The 19252-nt window shown below is 72.9% G+C and carries 17 protein-coding genes; 13 read left to right on the top strand and 4 right to left on the bottom strand.

The window, feature by feature from the left end:
- The first annotated feature begins 15 nt into the window (after positions 1–15).
- The 3 genes from ACETWP_RS12990 to ybaK are packed head-to-tail and all read left to right on the top strand — an operon-like array spanning position 16 to position 1936.
- Complete coding sequence (locus ACETWP_RS12990; protein ID WP_373972727.1) at positions 16–924, top strand: sulfurtransferase; 909 nt, start codon at positions 16–18, stop codon at positions 922–924.
- A gap of 2 nt (positions 925–926) precedes the next feature.
- Positions 927–1376 carry a SufE family protein gene (locus ACETWP_RS12985; protein ID WP_373972679.1) on the top strand — a complete coding sequence of 150 codons (450 nt, stop codon included), beginning with the start codon at positions 927–929 and terminating at the stop codon, positions 1374–1376.
- Between the two features lie 20 nt (positions 1377–1396).
- Entirely contained in the window at positions 1397–1936 is a 540-nt protein-coding gene (gene ybaK / locus ACETWP_RS12980; RefSeq protein ID WP_373972678.1) for a Cys-tRNA(Pro) deacylase, read from the top strand.
- Here the strand turns inward: ybaK and ACETWP_RS12975 are convergent.
- A complete protein-coding gene (locus ACETWP_RS12975; RefSeq protein ID WP_373972677.1) occupies positions 1933–3192 on the bottom strand; it encodes an alpha/beta hydrolase family protein in 1260 nt (419 codons plus the stop codon). The two genes, ybaK and ACETWP_RS12975, sit on opposite strands and share 4 nt — an antisense overlap.
- Before the next feature lie 94 nt (positions 3193–3286).
- Between ACETWP_RS12975 and msrB the strand changes: the two genes are divergently transcribed.
- The 9 genes from msrB to ACETWP_RS12930 all read left to right on the top strand — a co-directional run bounded on the left by msrB (position 3287) and on the right by ACETWP_RS12930 (position 13306).
- On the top strand, positions 3287–3733 hold the full coding sequence (gene msrB, locus ACETWP_RS12970) for a peptide-methionine (R)-S-oxide reductase MsrB (protein ID WP_373972676.1): 447 nt from the start codon (positions 3287–3289) through the stop codon (positions 3731–3733).
- Between the two features lie 206 nt (positions 3734–3939).
- Complete coding sequence (locus ACETWP_RS12965; RefSeq protein ID WP_373972675.1) at positions 3940–5328, top strand: DUF6421 family protein; 1389 nt, start codon at positions 3940–3942, stop codon at positions 5326–5328.
- 10 nt (positions 5329–5338) lie between these two features.
- Positions 5339–6088 (top strand): SDR family NAD(P)-dependent oxidoreductase, encoded by a 750-nt coding sequence (locus ACETWP_RS12960; protein WP_373972674.1) that lies wholly within the window; start codon positions 5339–5341, stop codon positions 6086–6088.
- 67 nt (positions 6089–6155) lie between these two features.
- Positions 6156–7229, top strand: a complete 1074-nt coding sequence (locus ACETWP_RS12955) for a threonine aldolase family protein (protein ID WP_373972673.1) — start codon at positions 6156–6158, stop codon at positions 7227–7229.
- A 97-nt stretch (positions 7230–7326) separates the two neighbouring features.
- On the top strand, positions 7327–7944 hold the full coding sequence (locus ACETWP_RS12950; protein WP_373972726.1) for a DUF3000 domain-containing protein: 618 nt from the start codon (positions 7327–7329) through the stop codon (positions 7942–7944).
- Positions 7945–7957: 13 nt separating this feature from the next.
- Positions 7958–9244: an HRDC domain-containing protein gene (locus ACETWP_RS12945; RefSeq protein WP_373972672.1), complete on the top strand. Its 1287-nt coding sequence runs from the start codon at positions 7958–7960 to the stop codon at positions 9242–9244.
- 137 nt (positions 9245–9381) lie between these two features.
- Entirely contained in the window at positions 9382–10623 is a 1242-nt protein-coding gene (locus tag ACETWP_RS12940) for a thiolase family protein (RefSeq protein WP_373972671.1), read from the top strand.
- A 2-nt stretch (positions 10624–10625) separates the two neighbouring features.
- Entirely contained in the window at positions 10626–12761 is a 2136-nt protein-coding gene (locus ACETWP_RS12935; RefSeq protein WP_373972670.1) for a 3-hydroxyacyl-CoA dehydrogenase NAD-binding domain-containing protein, read from the top strand.
- 116 nt (positions 12762–12877) lie between these two features.
- The gene (locus ACETWP_RS12930; protein WP_373972669.1) at positions 12878–13306 is read left to right on the top strand and encodes a Rieske (2Fe-2S) protein; all 429 of its coding nucleotides are present in this window, start codon (positions 12878–12880) and stop codon (positions 13304–13306) included.
- A gap of 3 nt (positions 13307–13309) precedes the next feature.
- Here ACETWP_RS12930 and ACETWP_RS12925 read toward each other — a convergent pair whose 3' ends face one another.
- A complete protein-coding gene (locus tag ACETWP_RS12925; RefSeq protein ID WP_373972725.1) occupies positions 13310–14287 on the bottom strand; it encodes an aldo/keto reductase in 978 nt (325 codons plus the stop codon).
- Positions 14288–14478: 191 nt separating this feature from the next.
- On the opposite strand from ACETWP_RS12925, the gene ACETWP_RS12920 reads away from it, so the two are divergent.
- A complete protein-coding gene (locus tag ACETWP_RS12920; RefSeq protein ID WP_373972668.1) occupies positions 14479–16686 on the top strand; it encodes a Stk1 family PASTA domain-containing Ser/Thr kinase in 2208 nt (735 codons plus the stop codon).
- Between the two features lie 81 nt (positions 16687–16767).
- Here the strand turns inward: ACETWP_RS12920 and ACETWP_RS12915 are convergent, their stop codons facing one another.
- A complete protein-coding gene (locus tag ACETWP_RS12915) occupies positions 16768–18165 on the bottom strand; it encodes a class II 3-deoxy-7-phosphoheptulonate synthase (RefSeq protein ID WP_373972667.1) in 1398 nt (465 codons plus the stop codon).
- A gap of 80 nt (positions 18166–18245) precedes the next feature.
- Entirely contained in the window at positions 18246–19163 is a 918-nt protein-coding gene (locus ACETWP_RS12910; protein ID WP_373972666.1) for a lysophospholipid acyltransferase family protein, read from the bottom strand.
- Positions 19164–19252: the final 89 nt, after the last annotated feature.

Below are 19252 nucleotides of genomic sequence, written 5' to 3'. Positions count from 1 at the left end.
AACCGAGGTTTCACCATGGGCGTCGCCGCCGACAGCAATCAGAAGTTCTCCTCCTACGCGCATCCGGAGCGCCTGGTGTCCACGGCCTGGCTGGCCGAGCGGCTGGGCGAGGACGGCCTGGTCGTCGTGGAGTCCGACGAGGACATCCTGCTCTACGAGACGGGCCACATCCCGGGTGCCGTGAAGATCGACTGGCACACGGACCTGAACGACGACGTCACGCGCGACTACATCCAGGGCCGCCGGTTCGCCGACCTCATGGGCGCGAAGGGCATCTCCCCCGACACCACGGTCGTGATCTACGGCGACAAGAGCAACTGGTGGGCGGCCTACGCCCTGTGGGTGTTCACCCTCTTCGGCCACGCGGACGTCCGGCTGCTGGACGGCGGCCGCGACAAGTGGATCGCCGAGGGCCGCGAGCTGACCCGCGCGAAGCCGTCGCCGGCCGCCGTCGAGTACCCGGTCAGGGAGCGCGACGACGCCCCGATCCGCGCATTCCTGCCCGACGTGCTGGCCCACTTCGGCAAGCCGCTCATCGACGTGCGCTCCCCCGAGGAGTACTCCGGCGAGCGCACGCACATGCCGGCGTACCCCGAGGAGGGCGCGCTGCGCGGGGGGCACATCCCGACGGCGGCCTCCGTGCCGTGGGCCCGCGCGGCCGCCGCCGACGGCACGTTCAGGACCCGCGCCGAGCTCGAGGACATCTACCTCGGCGACGCCGGGCTGCGCCCCGGGGACGACGTCGTCGCCTACTGCCGCATCGGCGAACGTTCCAGCCACACCTGGTTCGTGCTCAGGTACCTTCTCGGCTTCGAAACGGTGCGGAACTACGACGGCTCGTGGACGGAGTGGGGCAACGCGGTGCGCGTTCCCATCACCCGCGGCACCGAACCCGGCGAAGCCCCCGCGCCGAAGGCGGCCTAGCCGTGGCCGCCGCGCTGCCCCCGCAGCTCGCCGAGATCGTCGAGGACTTCAACGCGCTCTCCGAACAGGAGCGCCTGGAGCTGCTGCTCGAGTTCTCCGACGGTTTGCCGGAGCTGCCCGAACGCCTGGCCGGGCACCCGGAGCTACTCGAGCAGGTCGTGGAGTGCCAGTCCCCCGTATTCCTGACGCTCGAGGTCGGGACCGGCTCGGACCGGCCGGTCAGCCTGTACTTCTCCGCGCCCCGCGAGGCGCCGACGACGCGGGGCTTCGCCGGCGTCCTCCACGAGGGCCTCGACGGACTGCCCGCCGCGGACGTCCTCGCCGTGCCGGACGACATGCCGCACCAGCTGGGCCTCACGCGGGCGATCACGCCGCTGCGCATGCGGGGCATGACGGCGATGCTGGGCCGGATCAAGCGCCAGGTCCGCGAGGCCCTGGCCTCCGGAGACTAGCCGGGACGGGGCGGAGGACCATGGCGCGCCGCACTGGCGCCGGGGGCGGTGAGGCCGGCGGCCGTCCCGCGGCCGGCGCGACGCCGGCGACCGCGGCGCTGGACGCGGCCGGCGTTCCCTATGCGCTACACCGGTATCCGCACGACCCCGCGGCCGCTTCGTTCGGCCTCGAGGCGGCCGAGGCGCTGGGCGTCGATCCGGCCCGGGTGTTCAAGACGCTGCTCGTCTCCACGGGTGGAGGCCTCGCCGTCGGGCTCGTGCCCGTCGCGCGCAGCCTCGGCCTGAAGGCCATGGCGGCCGCGCTCGGCGTGAAGAAGGTGGAGATGGCCGACCCCGCGGCGGCCGAGCGGCGCACGGGCTACGTGGTCGGGGGCATCTCGCCGCTGGGCCAGCGCCACCGCTCCCCCTCGGTGATCGACGCGTCGGCCCGGGACCACGGAACGGTCTTCGTGTCCGGGGGGCGGCGCGGCCTGGAGATCGAGCTCGCGCCCGACGCCCTCGCCCAAACCGTCGGCGCGTCCTTCGCGGACCTCGCCACCGGTGGGGGCCGGCGTTCCTAGCGCGCGGTGCCCACCGCGTCGGGCACCGCACCGGGGTGCGGGGCGTCCAGCACGGGGCCCAGCCACGCGGTGACCGTGGCCGACCAGTGACCGGGGTCCACGTTCCACTCGCGCGTGTGCTTGGCCTGCGTGAAGCGTTCGAACGTCACGAACGCCGGATTCAACTCGGCGAGCTCGGCGGAGGGCCCCACGGGCACGAAGTCGTCGTCCTCGCTGTGCAGGATCAGCGTCGGCACGCGCAGGTGGTCGGCCCGGGCCACCCAGTTGAGGTCCTTGAGGTTCACGGGCGAGGCCAGGCCGGTCACCCAGCGCCCGCCGCGGTTCGCGAGCATCCACTGTCCGAGGCGTCCCACCGGCTCCGGGATCCGGTTCACCCGGGCGTGGTGGCGCAGCACGTCCATCCAGTTGACCACCGGGCCGTCGAGCACCAGCGCCTGGAGCCGCCGGCGGTGCCGCGACCGGTCGGCCACCTGCAGGGCGATCGCCCCGCCCATGGACCAGCCGAAGAGCACGACGTCGCGCGCCCCCTGCCCCACGGCGTAGTCGATCGCCGACTCGACGTCGCGCCACTCGGTGCTTCCCAGCCCGTAGCGCTGGTCGGTGGCGTCCGGCGCCTGGCCGTCGTTCCGGTACGACACGAGCAGCGCGGTCATGCCGAGCCCCTGCACGGTCGGCAGGGCGCGGATGCCCTCGGCGCGGTTCGCCCCGCGGCCGTGCACCATGATCGCCCAGGTCCGTGAGCGGTGGCTCCCGGGAACCAGCCACGCAGGGGCCGCCCCGCCCTCGACCGGGACCATGACCTCCCGGGCCTGCACGTCGATGTCGGAGGGCTCGCCGTAGACGACGCCGGACCACCGGCCGCGCACCGCTGCCGCCAGGTTCCCGGAGTAGACGTGTTCGACGCGCCGGGCGATCGTCCCCTCGGCGGGGGTGTAGGACGTGATGGCGCCGATGCGGGCGTGCCCGCGGCCGGCGTCGAAGAAGAGGGAATAGGTGCCGGGGACCGTCGTCTCCCCGTTCGCCGGGAGGATGACCTCGGTGCCGTCGGCGGTGGTGACCACCGCGAGCACCGCGAGGTCCTCCCCCAGCACCCGGGCGGGGGTCACGACCTGCCGGGCGAAGTGGCCGGCGAGCGCCGAGACGCTTCCCGCGAGGAGCGACCCCGCGGCGAGGCCGACGCCGGCGCCCATCACCCCCCACCGGAGCATCGGGGCGCTGGCCAGCGGCGGACGGGGGGACGTTTTCATCGGACCCATGGCCCCATCATCCCAAGTTCGGCGCGGGACGGCGAATCGCCACGGTCCCCGCGGTGCCGGGAATGGGCCCGGCTCCTGGTTCGTTGTCACGGACGTGAGCAACCTCGACAAGAGCAACCCAGACCAGCAACTCCCCGACGCCGTTCCCGTGGCCAAGAGCGACGACGAGTGGCGGCGCGAGCTGACCCCCGACGAGTACCGCGTGCTGCGCCAAGCCGGCACCGAACGGCCCTTCACCGGCGAATACTGGGACAGCCGCGAGGAGGGCGTCTACGCGTGCCGCGCGTGCGGGGCGGAACTCTTCGCCAGCGGCCAGAAGTTCGACGCGCACTGCGGCTGGCCGTCCTTCTGGGCGCCACTGGCGGAGGGCTCCGTCCGGTACCTGCGCGACTCGGCGCTCGGCATGGAGCGCATCGAGGTCCGGTGCGCGTCCTGCGACTCGCACCTGGGCCACGTCTTTGAGGGCGAGGGCTTCGGCACGCCGACGGACCAGCGCTACTGCATCAATTCGGTCTCGCTGAGCCTGCGCCCGGCGCGGTAGCCGACGGTTCGGGGGGCACCGGCTGCGCCGAGCATCCCCCCGGCTGTGCCTCCGAACGGTGGGCGCGATGTCGAGCACGCAGGATGCTTATGCTCGGCATAACCGACAGTTAGAAAAACTTTCCTGTGGCTACGCTGGAACCACGATCCCGCAACGCCGGACCTTCTCCTCACCGTGGAGATCCGCAGATGGAAAGAGGTGCCCCCATGTCCCAGGCCACGATCACCACCCGTCCCGCCGATGCGGCGGACCTCGCCGCCCACCCGGCATGGCTGGCCCTCAAGGGCGCGGCCACGCGCTTCCAGTCCCTGCAGGTCAAGGACGGGTCCGTCCCCGCCGCGGGGGACCACGCGCTCGCCGCCGAGCTGACGGAGACCATCGTCGGCGCGGTGGCGGAGCTGGCACCCCACTTCCCCCACGACGCCGAGTACCTGGACCTGCTGGTCCGGGACTTCCGCCGCTGGGCCGGAGCGGGCTTCGGCGTCCCGGACTTCCTCGACTCCCTGGTGGCCTTCCGCCCGCAGCTGCACCGGGTCGACGGCCTGCGCCACCTCGTCGTGTTCCCCATGTATACGCAGAACGGTTCCACCAACCGCTGCGTCGAGGCCGTGCTGGTCGAGGTGATCTGGCCGGACTTCATCGCCGACCTGGAGGCCGGCGAGTACTCCAACAAGCTCTTCGTCCCGCTGCGCTTCCTGGACTTCACGCCGGGCTACGACACCAACTCGGCGGTGCTCTTCCCCGAGTCCGTCGCCCTGCGCGAGACGCCCACGTTCACCTGGGGCGCCATCTTCCAGGACCGCGAGGCCGCCCGCTACGGCCGCGTCGTGCGGGCCGCCGCCGCGACCACCAACCTCGAGCTGCCCGCGGACGCGGCGGAGCTGCTCTCCGACCAGCGGCTGGCGGAGGAGACGTTCGTGATGTGGGACCTCATCCACGACCGCACCCACATGCGGGGGGACCTGCCGTTCGATCCCTTCATGATCAAGCAGCGCATGCCCTTCTTCCTGTACTCCCTCGAGGAGCTGCGCTGCGACCTCACCGCGTTCCGCGAGAGCGTGAAGCTGCAGGCGGACAGGAGCGCCCCCGAGGCCGCCCGCCGGCACGCCAAGCTGGTGCAGTACGCGGTCATCTTCGACCGGATCTTCCGCTTCTCCATCACGGGTTCGCGCGTGCGCAACTACGACGGGCTGGGCGGCCAGCTCCTCTTCGCATGGATGCACCAGCACCACGTACTGCACTGGACCGACACGAAGCTCACCATCGACTGGGACGCCGTGCCCGGCGTGGTGAGCGCGCTCGGGGACGCCATCGACGAGTTGTACTGGCGCTCCATCGACCGGCCCAAGCTCGCCCACTGGCTCGCCGCCTACGAGCTGGTCTCGGCGACGGTCACGCCCCACCCCGCGTCCACGTGGGCCCGCGGCAAGGACGCGCTGCCGCTGACGGCGCCGCTGCGGGAGATGACGGACCTGGTGATGGACGACGAGTTCCCGCTCTCCATGTTCTTCGAGGCCCTGTCCAAGAAGATGAAGCCCGTGATCGAATCCACCGTGGGGATCACAGCCGCCGACGCCGCCGGGGCGAACGCCTAGACTCGTTCGCATGACATCCCTTGACGGCCTGACGGTGCTGGTGGCGGGCGCCACCAGCACCTCCGGCGTTGCCGCCGCCCACGCCCTGCACGACGCCGGGGCCACCGTCCTCGCGGCCGGAACCGACGCCGGCCGGCTCGGGGAGCGCCTGCCCTTCGCCGCGGCCCGCTACGCCGTCGACCTCGCGGACCCCGCCGCCGTGGCCGGGCTCGCCGCCCGGATCCGCGGCGAGCACGGGCGCCTCGACGGGCTCGTCCACCTGGTGGGCGGCTGGCGCGGCGGCCAGGGCCTGGGCGGGCAGACCGACGAGGACTGGGACTTCCTGCACCGCAACGTCCTCACGACGCTGCGCAACACCTCCCGCGCCTTCTACGACGACCTGGCCGCCTCCGACCGCGGCCGCCTCGCCATCGTCTCGGCGACGGCGGTCGCGAACCCCACGGCCTCCGGGGCCAACTACGCCGCGGCCAAGTCCGCGGCGGAGACGTGGACCCGCGCCGTGGCCGCGGGCTTCCGCGCGGCGCAGTCCGGCAGCAAGGACGGACCGCAGCCCCAGCGCTCGGCCGCCGTCGTGCTGGTGATCAAGGCGTTCGTCGACGCCGCCGCCCGCCGGGCGGCCCCCGGCAAGGAATTCGCGGGGTTCACCGACGTCGAGGACTTCGCGTCCGCCGTCGTCCGCCTGTTCGCCCAGGACGCCGCCGCCCTGAACGGCGCGCGGATCTCGCTGGTCCCCGGGACCGACCCCGCCCCGGCCCGCTAGCCCGGGCCGCCCCACCGCACCCGGCGGCGCCGCTCCCCGGCCCGCCCCCACCCGAATCGAGGACCCCATGACGTCGTCCCTGTCCCAGACCCCCACGCTGCACGACCGCTCGGTGCGCGGCTTCGCGTCCGACAACTACTCGGGCGTGCACCCGGAGATCCTCGACGCGCTGGTCGCCGCCAACGGCGGACACCAGGTCGCCTACGGCGAGGACGACTACACGCGACGGCTCCGGGAGGTCGTCGAGGACCATTTCGGCGACGGCGCCGAGGCCTTCCCGGTGTTCAACGGCACCGGGGCGAACGTCACCGCGCTGCAGTCCGTGCTCCCCCGCTGGGGCGCCGTGGTCTGCGCGACGACCGCGCACATCAACGTCGACGAGAACGGGGCCCCCGAGCGCATCGGCGGCATGAAGCTCCTCGGCGTCCCCACGGACGACGGCAAGCTCACCCCCGAGCTGATCGACCGCGAGGCCTGGGGCTGGGGCGACGAGCACCGCGCCCAGCCGCTCGCCGTGTCCATCACGCAGTCCACCGAGCTGGGGACGCTGTACAGCGTGGAGGAGCTGCGCGCGATCGCCGACCACGCCCACTCGCTGGGCATGCGGCTGCACGTGGACGGCGCGCGCCTGTCCAACGCCGCCGCGGCCCTGGGCCTGCCGCTGCGCGCGTTCACCCGCGACGTGGGCGTGGACATCCTCAGCTTCGGCGGCACCAAGAACGGACTCATGTTCGGCGAGGCCGTGGTGGTGCTGAACCCGGAGGCCTCGACCGGCCTGCCGTACCTGCGGAAGATGAACATGCAGCTGGCCTCCAAGATGCGCTTCGCCTCCGCCCAGCTCGTGGCCCTGTACGAGGGCGACCTGTGGCTGCGCTCGGCGTCCCACGCCAACGCGATGGCCGCCCGGCTGCGCGCCGCCGTCGACGGCATCGACGGCGTGGAGGCGACCCGGCCCACGCAGTCCAACGCCGTGTTCGCCCGCCTCCCGGCCGGCGTCGCCGACCGGCTGCGCGCGTCGTTCCGCTTCTACGACTGGGACCAGGCCACCGGGGAGGTCCGGTGGATGTGCACGTTCGACACCACCGAGGAGGATGTCGACGCGTTCGCCGACGCCATCCGGCGCGAGCTCGCCGCCGGCTGATGCGGCGCGGCGTGCCGCCCCGGCGGCGCCGCCCGCGCGGCCTAGACTCGTGGGCGTGAGCGCATCCGGCGACCTCTCGCAGGTACCCCCAGACTTCATGACGGCCCTGGCCGCTTTGCGCCGCGCCCGCGCCCGGAGCGAGGTGCGGCTCCGGGAGGTGCCGGCCCCGGCGCGGCTGGCGCCGTTCGCCGTCGCGCTCTCCGCCGAGGTGGCCGCGCCCGCCGCCGCGGCGCGGCGCCCCGTCCACGGACCGGCGGCGGCCGCGCTCGCCGACGCGGGGGTCGCCCCGGGGGGCGACGAACTCGCCGCGGGGCGCTTCATCCTCCTCCACGACCCGGACGGCTCGGCCGTGTGGAAGGGCAGGTTCCGCGTCGTGACCTACATCCGCGCGCAGCTCGACGCCGCCATGGGCAACGACGAGATGCTCGGCTCCGTCGCGTGGACGTGGCTGGTGGAGGCGCTCGACGGGCACGGTGCCTCCTACGCGCAGGCCGGCGGCACGGCCACGCGGGTGCTGTCGGAGAGCTTCGGCGGCCTGGCCGAGCGGCCGGGGACGATCGACATCGAGTTGCGCGCCTCCTGGACGCCGCGCGACGCCGACGTCACCCGGCACCTCGAGGCGTGGAGCGACATGGTCTGCACGTTCGCCGGCCTGCCGCCGCTCCCGGCGGGGGTCACGCCGCTCCCACACCGCCGCCGGTCCGCGGCCCGGTAGAATCGGAAGAACCATGACCTCCGCGCACACCGCCCTCAGCCCCGTAGCAGCCCCCGCCGACGCGGACGGCGTCCCCGACGCGCAGGCGGCCCCGCCCGCGGAGCCAGTCCCCCTGACGGAACCGCGCGACGGGGTCCCCGCGGTCATCGACACCCCGTCGGGGCTGCGGCGCGCCGCCGCCGCCATCGCCGCCGGCCGCGGCCCCGCGGGCGTCGACGCCGAGCGCGCCTCCGGCTTCCGGTACGGGCAGCGTGCGATGCTCGTCCAGATCCGCCGCGAGGGCGCCGGCACCTGGCTGATCGATCCCGAGCCCTTCGACGACCTGGCCCCGATCAACGCCGCGCTCGCCGGGGTCGAGTGGATCCTCCACGCCTCGACGCAGGACCTGCCGTGTCTCGAGGAGGTCGGCATGCGCCCGGACCGGCTGTTCGACACGGAACTGGCGGCGCGGCTCGCCGGGCTCCCGCGCGTGGGGCTGGGCGCCGTCGTCGAATCGCTGCTCGGGCTCAGCCTGGCCAAGGAGCACTCCGCCGCCGACTGGTCCACGCGGCCCCTGCCGGAGCCGTGGCTGCGCTACGCCGCGCTGGACGTCGAGGTGCTCACCGAGCTGCGCGTCGAGCTGATCCGGCTGCTCGAGGAGGGCGGCAAGCTGGGCATCGCCGAGGAGGAGTTCGAGTCCATCCGCACGGCCCCGCCGTCCGGCCCCCGCACCGACCCCTGGCGCCGGACCTCGGGCCTGCACCAGCTGCGGGACCGCCGGCAGCTCGCCGCGGTCCGCGCGCTCTGGGAGGAGCGCGAGTCCCTCGCCGAGAACCGCGATCTGGCGCCGGGCCGCCTGATCCCCGACGCCGCGCTCGTCGCCGCCGCGAAGGTCATGCCGACGACCGTCCCCCAACTGCTCAAGACGCCCGGCTTCCACGGGCGGGCCGCGGGCAAGGAGGCCCCGCGCTGGCTGCGCTGCATCCAGGAGGCCCGGTCCACGACCGACCTTCCCCCGCTGCACCTGCAGTCGAACACGCCGCCGCCGCCGCGCACCTGGGCGGACAAGGACCCGGCTGCCGCCCGGCGGCTGAACACCGCGAAGCCGCGCATCGCCCGCGCCGCCCAGCAGCTGGACATGCCGCTCGAGAACCTGCTCACGCCGGACTACCTGCGCCGGATCTGCTGGCGGCCGCCCGCTCCGGTGGAGCCGGAGACCGTGGCCGACGCGCTGCTGGAGCTGGGGGCCCGTCCGTGGCAGGTCCGCATCGCCGCGCCGATCATCACCGTGGCCTTCCTCGACCCCGATCCGGCCCCCTAGGCAGCGGGTGCGCCGCCGCGGCCCATCCCGCCGCGCCTGGCGTGCCGTGTCCGTTCCGCCGTGCCTGTTGCGCCAGAAGTTACTCGCCAGTAACGTATGGTGTGAATCACAGTCCCTTCCGTGAACAGGAGTACCCGGTGACCGCAACCGCACCCCGTCCGCTCGGCCGGCAGCGCCAGATCCGCGACGTGGTCTTCGTCGACGGCGTCCGCACCCCCTTCGGGAGGGCCGGGGACAAGGGCATCTACCACGGCACCCGTGCCGACGACCTCGTCGTCAAGTGCATCAGGGACCTCCTGCGCCGCAACCCGTCGCTCCCTCCGGAGCGCGTGGACGAGGTCGCCGTCGCCGCGACGACGCAGACCGGGGACCAGGGGCTGACGATCGGACGCACCGCGGCCCTCCTGGCCGGGCTCCCGCAGTCGGTGCCCGGCTACGCGATCGACCGCATGTGCGCCGGCGCGATGACGGCGGTCACCACCACCGCCGGCTCGATCGCCTTCGGGGCCTACGACGTCGCCATCGCCGGCGGCGTGGAGCACATGGGCAACCACCCGATGGGCGCCGGGGCCGACCCCAACCCCCGCTTCCTCTCCGAACGGATCGTGGACCCCGCGGCCCTGAACATGGGCAACACCGCGGAGAACCTCCACGACCGGTTCCCCGCCATCACCCGCGAGCGCGCGGACCGCTACGCCGCGGCCAGCCAGGCCAAGCTCGCCGCGGCGTACGGCGCGGAGCGCATCCAGCCGGACCTCGTCCCGGTCGCCGCCCGGCGCCCCGGCGAGGGCTGGGCCGTGCGCACGACCGACGAGCCGCCCCGCCCCGGCACCACGGAGGCGGACCTCGCGTCGCTGCGCACGCCGTTCCGCGCCCACGGACGCGTGACCGCGGGCAACGCGGCGGGACTCAACGACGGGGCGTCGGCGGCCCTCCTGGCCTCCGCCGACGCGGCGCGGGAGCTCGGCCTGCCGGTGAAGATGCGGCTGGTGTCGTACGCGTTCGCCGGCGTCGAACCCCAGGTCATGGGCATTGGACCGGTCCCCGCCACCGAGAAGGCGCTCGCCCAGGCCGGCCTGGACATCGGGGACATCGGCCTGTTCGAGATCAACGAGGCCTTCGCGGTGCAGGTGCTGGCCTTCCTGGACCACTTCGGGATCCCCGAGGACGACCCGCGCGTCAACCCGTACGGCGGGGCGATCGCCGTCGGACACCCGCTCGCCTCCTCGGGGGTGCGGCTCATGACGCAGCTGGCCCGCCAGTTCGCCGAGGACCACGACGTCCGCTTCGGGCTCACGACCATGTGCATCGGGCTCGGCATGGGCGGCACCGTCATCTGGGAGAACCCCCACCACGCCGACTACGGGAAGGACGCCTAGCCATGGCGCAGGACCACTTCACACGCTTCGAGGAGCTCGCGGCCCTGGTGCCGGACGAGACCGTCACGCACACGCTGGCCAACGACGTCGCGCTCCCGGGCGGGCGCACCCTCGCCCTCCTCACGCTCGATAACGGCCTGGACCACACCCGCCCCACCACGCTGGGCCCGAACACGCTGATCGAGCTCGGCCGCGCGCTCGCGGCGCAGCGGGAACGCGCGGCGGCCGGCGAGATCCACGGTCTGGCCGTGACCGGCAAGCCCCATTTCCTTGTCGCCGGGGCGGACCTCTCCACCGTGCAGAACCTGCGCGACGCCCGCCAGGGCCGGCTGATGGCCGAACTCGGCCACGCGGCCTACGACCTGCTGGCGGACCTCGGCGTCCCCACGTTCGCCTTCATCAACGGCGTGGCGCTCGGCGGGGGCCTGGAGATCGCCCTGGCCGCCAACTACCGCACCGTCTCCTCCGGGGCGGCCGGCATCGGGCTGCCCGAGGCGTTCATCGGCCTGGTGCCCGGCTGGGGCGGGGTCTACCGCCTGCCCCGCCTGATCGGCCCGGAGGCGGCGATGACCGTCATGATCGAGAACCCACTGAGCAACAACCGGTCCATCGGCGGGACGGACGCCCGCCGGCTCGGCATCGCCGACGCGCTCTTCGAGCCGGCGGACTTCCTCGAGCGCTCCGTCGCTTGGGCCGAGGGCGTGATGGCGGGAACCACCGTCGTGGACCGTCCCCACGCCGTCGACCCCGGCACGGCCGACGGCGGCGCGCGCTGGGACGCCGCCGCGGCGAAGGCCCGCGCGTTCGTCGCCGCCAAGACCTCCGACGCCGCGCCGGCGCCGGGCAGGGTGATCGACGTCTTCGAGGCGGGGAAGTGCGCGACCCAGCGCGAGTCCGCCGAGTTGGAATGCCTGGCGCTGACCGAGCTGATGCAGACCCCGCAGTTCCACGACACCGTCTACGCGTTCCTGGATCTGGTCCAGAAGCGGTCCAAGCGACCGGCGGGCGCGCCGGACCGGAAGCTGGCCCGGCCCGTCACCAAAATCGGCGTCGTCGGGGCGGGGCTGATGGCCGGGCAGTTCGCCCTGCTCTTCGCCAAGGCGCTGAAGGTGCCCGTCGTCATCACGGACGTGGACCAGGAGCGCGTGGACAAGGGTCTGGCCTACATCCACGGAGAGGTCGACAAGCTCCGCGCCAAGGGCCGGATGTCGGCCGACGCCGCGAACCGCACCAAGGCCCTGGTGACGGCCTCCGTCTCCAAGGAAGCGTTCGCGGACGCGGACTTCGTGATCGAGGCCGTCTTCGAGGAGCTGTCCGTCAAGAAGCAGGTGTTCGCCGAGGTCGAGGCCGTGGTGTCCCCCGAGTGCATCCTCGCCACCAACACGTCGTCGCTCTCGGTCACCGAGATGGCCGCGGACCTCAGGCATCCCGAGCGCGTGGTGGGCTTCCACTTCTTCAATCCGGTGGCGGTCATGCCGCTGGTGGAGATCGTGCGCGCCCCGCGGACGGACGACGCGGTGCTCGCCACCGCCTTCGCGCTGGCCAAGGAGCTGAGGAAGACCGCGGTGCTCGTCAAGGACTCCGCCGCGTTCGTGGTCAACCGCGTGCTCCTGCGCCTCATGGGGGAGGTGTCCAACGCGTTCGACGACGGGACCCCCGCAGAGGTCGCGGACACCGCGCTGCGCCCCATGGGCCTGCCCATGACGCCGTTCGCGCTCCTGGCGATGGTCGGCATCCCCGTGGCGCAGCACGTGACCGAGTCGCTGCACGCGGCGTTCGGGGAGCGCTTCCGCGTCTCCGCCAACCAGCAGGCCCTCATCGACCATGGGGTCAGGGAACTGTGGGTCACGGGCGAGGACGGCGTGCGGAGGATCCCCGCCGCCACCCTGGACCTGCTGGCCTTCGGCGACAGGCCGAGCACCTCCGACGAGCTGCTCGTGCGCACGCAGGACGCGCTGGCCGAGGAGATCGGCCTGATGCTCGCCGAGGGCGTCGTCGCCGGTCCCGAGGACATCGACCTGTGCATGGTCATGGGCGCCGGCTGGCCCATGCACCTGGGCGGGATCACGCCCTATCTCGACCGCGTGGGCGCGTCCGAGCGCGTCAACGGCCGCAGGTTCCACCCCGCGCGGGCGTAGCGTCCCGCCGGGCGGCCGCCACCGTGGCCGCCCGCGGGGCCGCCCGCGGGGAAGCCGGCGCGGGAAATCGTCCGGAACCGCTTCCCAAACGGCCGGGCCGTGGAACACTATGGGGCATGAACGATTTCCTGGCCGGAAAACCGGCGCGACGTGCAGTTTTGGGAACCTCGCTGACGGCCGGGACGGTCGCCGCGCTAACAGCATGCGGGGGCGGGCAGGAGCCGGCGGCCAGTCCGTCGGCCGAGGCGGAGGCCACGGAGGCGACCACCACGGACAAGCTGCCCGTCGGGGGGCGCGCCTCGGTGGACCTCAAGGGGCACAACTACCTGCTCTACCGCCCGGACGAGACCACCGTGCTCGCCTACAGCGCGGTCTGCACCCACGAGGGGTGCCAGGTCGGCGTCGGCTCGAAGGTCTTCCAGTGCCCGTGCCACGGCTCGGAGTTCGCGTTCGAGGACGGGGCGCGGGTTGCGGGCCCGGCAAAGGACCCGCTCCCCAGCTACCGGGCGGTCATCGAGGGCGACAAGGTCCTCGTCTACCTGTAGCCGTCAGCTGAACAGGGCCACCTTCGGCGTCCGCGGGAAGATGCCGTCGAGGATCTCGAGGTCCCCGGCCGTGGGGACCCACGCCGCCGATCCGGCGTTCTCGGTCACCTGTTCGGGCCGCGTCGCCCCGGCGATCACGCTGGACACGGTGGGCTGCGCCGCGAGCCAGGAGAAGGCCACCTGAAGTTCCGTGAGCCCGCGCTCCCGGGCGAAATCGCCGAACTCGCGGAGCTGGCCGAAGTCGGCGCGGTCCAGGAGGTTCTGCCGCGAGTGCGTCAGCCGGCTTCCCTCGGGGGCGCGGCCCGCGGAGTACTTCCCCGTGAGCAGGCCGTTGGCCAGGGGGAAGTACGGCAGCACGCCCAGGCCGTAGGCCTCGGCGGCCGGGACGACCTCCAGCTCCGCCCGCCGGTCCAGCAGGTTGTAGTGGCTCTGGCTGGAAACGAACGGCGTGTAGCCGCCCTGTCGGGCGACGAACTCCGCCTCGGCGATCTGCCAGCCCGCGCGGTTGGAGTGGCCGATGTAGCGCACCTTGCCGGCACGGACGAGGTCGTCCAGCGCGGCCAGCGTCTCCTCGATGGGCGTCAGCGCGTCCGGCACGTGGAACTGGTACAGGTCGATGTAGTCGGTCCCGAGGCGCCGAAGGGACGCCTCGACCGCCGTCGCGATGTAGCGGCGGGAGCCCCGCGCGCCGAAGTCGCGGCCGTTCGTCCCGCGCATGTCCATGCCGAACTTCGTGGCCACCACGACGTCGTCGCGCCGGCCACCCAGCGCCTTGCCCAGGCGGGTCTCGGAGAGTCCGGGCTCCGCGCCGTAGCTGTCCGCCGTGTCGAACAGCGTCACGCCCGCGTCGATGGCCGCGTGCACGACGGCGTCCGTGCCGTCCTGGGACTCGGTGGCGGTCCCGGACCGGCCCAGGTTGTTGCACCCCAGCCCGACGACCGAGACGGCCAGCCCGGAGTCGCCGAGGCGGCGGTACTCCATCGTGGAAGGGGTGGGGGCGGCTGCGCGGTCGTTCATGGGTTCCTTTCCGTGGGGGCCGGCGGGTCCGGAGGGGCTGCCGGGCCGGGTTCGTGCCTCGTGGCGAGCCTAGTGCAGAACCCGGGGCGCGGGCGCACCCGGCGCCGGCGGACGTGTTGGTTCACTCCACACACAGCTTGTCTGGCTACCATCGAATGGTGACGGAACACGGGAGCGATCCCCTCATCGGGACGACGATCGACGGCCGGTACCGGGTCGGCAGCCGGCTGGCCCGCGGCGGCATGTCGACGGTCTACCTCGCCACCGATCTGCGCCTGCACCGGGACGTCGCCGTGAAGGTGCTGTACCCGCACCTCGCGGAGGACCCGAAGTTCGTCAGCCGGTTCGAGGCGGAGGCGATCACCGCCGCGAAGCTCTCCCACCCGCACGTGGTCAGCGTCCTGGACCAGGGGGTGGACGGCCACCTGGCCTACCTCGTCATGGAGTACGTCAAGGGCCGAACCCTGCGCCACCTGCTCCGCGAGCGCGGCAGCCTGCCGCCCCGGCAGGCGCTGGCCCTGCTCGATGCGATCGTCGACGGTCTCGCGTCCGCGCACGACGCCGGGCTGGTGCACCGGGACATGAAGCCCGAGAACGTGCTGCTGGCCGACGACGGCCGCGTCAAGGTGGCCGACTTCGGCCTGGCGCGGGCCACGAGCAACCACACGGCCACCGGGACGCTCGTCGGCACGGTCGCCTACATCTCCCCCGAGCTCGTGACCGGCGCTCCGTCCGACGCGCGGAGCGACATCTACGCCATCGGCATCATGCTCTACGAACTGCTCACGGGCGAGCAGCCCTTCACCGCGGACCTGCCGATCAACGTGGCCTTCCGCCACGTCAACGACACCGTGCCGCCGCCCTCGGAGGTCCTCCCGGGACTCGCCGAGGACCTGGACGAACTCGTCGAGTGGTGCACCGCCAAGGACCCCGAGGACCGCCCGCACGACGCGGCCGCGCTCCTGGGCGAGCTCCGGCACATCCGCACGAGCCTGACGGACGAGCAGCTCGACTTCGGTGCCGCGGGTCCGGCGGACGCCGACCTCGACCGCTACCGTTCCGCGGCCGGCGCCGCCGCCGCCGGGGAACGCGACACCGAGGCGATCTCCGGGACGGACGGCGCCTACCGGGCCACGGCGGCGGGTCGGCCCACGGAGGAGGCGACGTCGGCTATCCCGGCGTTCGACGGCGCCACCAGCGCGATCGCGGCCGAGGGCGCCACGAGCGTCATCCCCGCGGCCCCGCAGGCCACCCGCGCCATCCCCCGCGCGGACGACGCCCGCGCGAACGCGGCGCGCCGCGGCGGCGCCGCCGTTCCCGCGGCGCTTCCGAAGCCGGCGCTTCCGGAGACCGCGCAGCCGGAGCCCGCGCCGGTCCCGACGACGGCCCGGCAGGCCAAGCGCCAGGCGAAGGCGGTGCGCCGGGAGTGGGACCGCGAGGCGCAGCGGCCGCTGGAGCGGCTCGACACCCCGCGCTCGCGCCGCACCGGATGGATCCTGGCCGCCGTCCTCGTGGCGCTGGCCGCGCTCGTGGGCACCGCGGCGTGGTTCTTCGGCGCGGGTCCCGGGGCCGCCGTCGACGTGCCACAGCTCAGCGGACAGCCCGCGCAGCGCGCGGTGCAGGAACTCGCGGTCCTCGGCGTGGACGCGCGGCAGCGTCAGGTCTTCGACGAGAGGCTGGACGACGGCCTCGTGGTCTCCACCGACCCCGCGGCCGGGACGCGGATCCGCCGCTACCAGGACGTGCAGCTGCTGGTCTCCAAGGGGCCGGAACTGTTCGCCGTGCCGAACATCGTCGGGCGGACCGAGGACGATGCCAAATCCGTCCTGGGCGAGGCGCAACTCACCGCGGGAACGGCGACGCGCGAGTTCAACGAGTCCGTCGCCGCCGGGCGGATCGTGTCGCAGCGCCCCGCGCCCGACAGCGAGGCCCGGCGCGGCGCCGCCGTGGCCTACGTCGTCTCCCGAGGCCAGGCACCCGTCGCGGTGCCCTCCGTGGTGGGCGAGCCGGCGGACGAGGCCCGGGCCATCCTCGAGTCCGCCGGACTGCAGGGCCGGGAGTCCGGGAAGGAATTCAGCCGGGACGTCGCCGAGGGCGCCGTCATCTCCCAGGATCCCGCCCGGGGCGAGGTCAAGCGGGGTTCGACGGTCACCTACGTGGTCTCGCGGGGGCCGCGGATGGTCGAGGTGCCGAACGTGGTCGGCGACGACATCGAAGCCGGCCAGCGGGAGCTCGAGGAGCTCGGGTTCGTCGTGGAGCTCAAGGAGGTCGGCTTCGGCATCGTGTTGGGCAAGATCGTCGCGCAGGATCCCGCCTCGGGGGCGCTGCCGGAGGGTTCGACCGTCACCCTGCGCGTGGTGTAGCGGCGGCCCGGGCCAGACGGCCGCGGGGCGGCCTCACGCGGAAGCCGCCCCGCCCCGCCGTCGTGCCGGGCCCCCGGCCGCCTACGGGCGGACGCCGCGCTTCGCGAGCGCGCCGGACACCAGGAACGCCATCTCGAGAGACTGGCGGTGGTTCAGGCGCGGATCGCAGACCGACTCGTACAGGTCGTCGAACTGGTCCTCGCGGATCGGGTCCGCGCCGCCCAGGCACTCCGCGACGTCGTCGCCGGTCATTTCGACGTGCAGACCGCCCGGGTAGGTGCCCAGCGCGTCGTGGACCTCGAAGAAGCCCTTGACCTCGTCCATGACGTCCTCGAAGTTGCGGGTCTTGTAGCCGTTTTGGCTGGTGACGGTGTTGCCGTGCATGGGATCCGTGACCCACAGCACCTGCGCGCCGGAGGCGGTCACCTTCTCCACGAGGTTCGGCAGCTTCTCGCGGATGTTTTTCGCACCCATGCGGGTGATGAAGGTCAGGCGCCCGGGTTCGCGGTTCGGATCGAGTTTCTCGATGAGCGCCAGCGCGTCCTCGGCGGAGGTGGAGGGACCGAGCTTGACGCCGATCGGGTTGCGCACCCGGGACAGGAAGTCCACGTGCGCCCCGTCGAGCTGCCGTGTCCGCTCCCCGATCCACTGGAAGTGCCCGGAGGTGTCGTAGGGCAGCCCGGTGCGGGAGTCGATCCGGGTCAGCGCCCGCTCGTAGTCCAGAAGCAGCGCCTCGTGGCTGGCGAAGAACTCCGTGCGCTTCAGCGCCTCGAAGTCGGCGCCGCAGGCGGCCATGAAACGGACCGCGCGGTCGATCTCCGCCGCGAGGGACTCGTACTGCCGGTGCGCCGGGTTCTCGCGGAAGCCGCGGTTCCAGTTGTGCACCGAACGCAGGTCGGCGAAGCCGCCCTGCGTGAAGGCGCGGATGAGGTTCAGGGTCGCGGCCGAGGTGTTGTAGGCCTTGACCATGCGCGCCGGGTTGTGCGCGCGCGACTCGGGGGTGAAGTCGTAGCCGTTGACGATGTCGCCGCGGTACGCGGGAAGCGTCACGCCGTCGCGGGTCTCGGTGTCGGAGGACCGGGGCTTGGCGAACTGGCCGGCCATGCGGCCCATCTTGATGACGGGCATCGAGGCGCCATACGTGAGGACGACGGCCATCTGCAGGATGGTCTTGACCCGGGCGCTGATCTTGTCGGCGGTCGCGCCGGCAAACGTCTCGGCGCAGTCGCCGCCCTGGAGGAGGAAAGCCCGTCCCTGGGCGGCCTCGGAGAGGCGCTGCCGCAGGACGTCGACCTCGCCGGCAAACACCAGCGGGGGCAGGACGGACAGCTCCTCGACGGCGGCGCGGTGGGCCGGTGTCCCCTGCCAGCTGGGCTGCTGCTGGATCGGCAGCGCGCGCCACGCGTCCAGCTCGGGGTCGGGCGCCGGGCCGGCGACGGGGACTTCGGTGGACGGGGGAACAGTCGATGCGTCAGTCACGCAGTCAAGACTAGCCCCCGCCGTCGCGGCGCCCTATCCCCCGCGTAAAGGAGGCGCGGGGTCCGTTCACACTCCGTCCGCTACCCGGCTGCGGACCCGTCCGTGGCGTCGGGGCGCGTGCCCGGCGCGGGCTCGCCCTGGGAGCCGGGCCGCTTTCCCGGGGCGGGCTCGCCTTTGGGGTCGGGACGCTTCCTCGGGGCCGACTGGCCCTTGCCGTCCTTAGCCTCCTTAGCCTCCTTGGCCTCCTTGGCCTCTTTGGCTTCCTTGGCTTCCTTGGCCTCTTTGGCCTCGTGCCGTTGCGCGCGGGCCGCCTGGCGCTGGGCGGCGAGCTGCTGCTTGACCGTGGACGCGTACACGTCGACGTACTCCTGCCCCGAGAGGCGCATCAGCGCATACATGATCTCGTCGGTGACGGACCGCTGCACGAACCTGTCGTCGGCCATTCCGGCGTAGCGGGAGAAGTCCAGCGGCTCGCCCACGATCATGCCCACGCGCCGGATGTTGGGCACCGTCTTGCCGATCGGCTGGACCTTGTCCGTGCCGATCATGGCGATCGGGACGACGGGCACTCCGGTGGCGAGCGCCAGCTTCGCGACGCCGAGCTTGCCGCGGTACAGCCGGCCGTCCGGGCTGCGCGTGCCCTCGGGATAGATCCCGAGCAGTTGGCCCGACTTCAGGATGTCCTCGCCGGCGCCGAGGGAGTTCGCCGACGCCGAACCGCCGGAGCGGTCCATCGGCAGCTGGTTCGTCAGGCGGAAGAACAGAGCCGTCAGTTTGCCCTTGATCCCCGCGCCGGTGAAGTACTCGCTCTTGGCCAGGAAGACCACCGGCCGGTCCACGGCCACGGGCATGAAGATCGAGTCGGACACTGACAGGTGGTTGCTCGCCAGGATGGCCCCGCCCTCCGCGGGGATGTTGTCCAAGCCCTTGACCCAGGGCCGGAACAGCAGGTTGACCAGCGGCCCGATGAAGAGCCGCTTCATGATCCAATAAAACACGCGTGTTACCTTCAGCTTTCTGGTCCAGCCCTGTGTCTCGGGCGGATCGCTTGCCAACAAGGGATGCATGCAGTTTGTGGCAGCTATTG

This window comes from Arthrobacter halodurans (genome assembly GCF_041877255.1).
Lineage (GTDB): Bacteria > Actinomycetota > Actinomycetes > Actinomycetales > Micrococcaceae > Arthrobacter_N > Arthrobacter_N halodurans.
This window is presented reverse-complemented; position numbering and strand designations above follow the sequence as displayed.

Bases quoted from the DNA above. Each gene is read 5' to 3' on its own strand.
- ACETWP_RS12990 (WP_373972727.1), top strand. From the start codon at position 16: ATGGGCGTCGCCGCCGACAGCAATCAGAAGTTCTCCTCCTACGCGCAT.
- ybaK (WP_373972678.1), top strand. From the start codon at position 1,397: ATGGCGCGCCGCACTGGCGCCGGGGGCGGTGAGGCCGGCGGCCGTCCC.
- ACETWP_RS12975 (WP_373972677.1), bottom strand. From the start codon at position 3,192: ATGGGTCCGATGAAAACGTCCCCCCGTCCGCCGCTGGCCAGCGCCCCG.
- ACETWP_RS12965 (WP_373972675.1), top strand. From the start codon at position 3,940: ATGTCCCAGGCCACGATCACCACCCGTCCCGCCGATGCGGCGGACCTC.
- ACETWP_RS12960 (WP_373972674.1), top strand. From the start codon at position 5,339: ATGACATCCCTTGACGGCCTGACGGTGCTGGTGGCGGGCGCCACCAGC.
- ACETWP_RS12955 (WP_373972673.1), top strand. From the start codon at position 6,156: ATGACGTCGTCCCTGTCCCAGACCCCCACGCTGCACGACCGCTCGGTG.
- ACETWP_RS12950 (WP_373972726.1), top strand. From the start codon at position 7,327: ATGACGGCCCTGGCCGCTTTGCGCCGCGCCCGCGCCCGGAGCGAGGTG.
- ACETWP_RS12945 (WP_373972672.1), top strand. From the start codon at position 7,958: ATGACCTCCGCGCACACCGCCCTCAGCCCCGTAGCAGCCCCCGCCGAC.
- ACETWP_RS12935 (WP_373972670.1), top strand. From the start codon at position 10,626: ATGGCGCAGGACCACTTCACACGCTTCGAGGAGCTCGCGGCCCTGGTG.
- ACETWP_RS12930 (WP_373972669.1), top strand. From the start codon at position 12,878: ATGAACGATTTCCTGGCCGGAAAACCGGCGCGACGTGCAGTTTTGGGA.
- ACETWP_RS12925 (WP_373972725.1), bottom strand. From the start codon at position 14,287: ATGGAGTACCGCCGCCTCGGCGACTCCGGGCTGGCCGTCTCGGTCGTC.
- ACETWP_RS12920 (WP_373972668.1), top strand. From the start codon at position 14,479: ATGGTGACGGAACACGGGAGCGATCCCCTCATCGGGACGACGATCGAC.